Below are 757 nucleotides of genomic sequence, written 5' to 3'. Positions count from 1 at the left end.
AATCTGGCTATTGCCTGAAGCTGTGGCTTGGTCTTCACCGTTTAAGTCCTGCATCCACGCGGGGCTAACATGCCATGCATCTTCAAGGTTTAAGCTGGCATTATCATAGTGTTCGCTGTGCTTTTGTGTGCCCTGTACGCTACCACTGCCTTCTTCTTGTTGTAGGGCATCAGCTTGCCAGCGTTGCACATGAACCGAAGTCGGTTGTAAGCGGCGCTCAGCTTTGACTTGGGTAATGGTATCAAACTGTTCGGTAGCACTGCTGCGTTGGTAGCGTAAGTTACGGCGTTCAAGGGACTGATAGTTTTGGTTATCGTCAATTAAACGTAACACCTGCGGCTGAATAGAAGCATTCGGGTCAGCGACCAAAAGTTGCGATTCATCGACCAACCAGTTAATGCCCTCGCTACGCCATAAACGGGTTAAAAAGTCATAATCGTTTTCGTTTGACTGCATCACAAATGGACGCACATCGTAGTCTTTCGTTAAGCCTGCCGTGTCGAGCGTTAAGCTTGAGGCAAATAACGGACTTTTGCCCTGCCATTCCTTAAATAAAATTTCGCTAATATCCCGCACGCTTTTGTTCATAAACACGCGGCTATTACGTCGTTTATGCCAGAGTGCTGTTGGGTCTTTTAAGGTTAAGTTATAAATGGTGAGTGAGCCGTCACTTTGACCTTGGCTTGCTTCGGTAATAATGCCCGTTGTTCTAAAAAACTGACCCATGTCAGTCACCTGATCGATGGCAACCTGACAG

Annotated in this window: 1 protein-coding gene; it reads right to left on the bottom strand. The window is 47.0% G+C overall.

Annotation, left to right across the window (positions count from 1 at the left end):
- A partial coding sequence (locus UC75_RS19450) for a phage late control D family protein (protein ID WP_228136977.1) occupies positions 1-757 on the bottom strand: 757 nt, incomplete at both ends.

Origin of the sequence: Acinetobacter sp. V2, assembly GCF_001188385.1 — a bacterium.
Taxonomy (GTDB): domain Bacteria; phylum Pseudomonadota; class Gammaproteobacteria; order Pseudomonadales; family Moraxellaceae; genus Acinetobacter; species Acinetobacter oleivorans.
The sequence above is the reverse complement of the archived record's forward strand: the minus strand, read 5'-3'. Positions and strand labels throughout refer to the sequence as shown.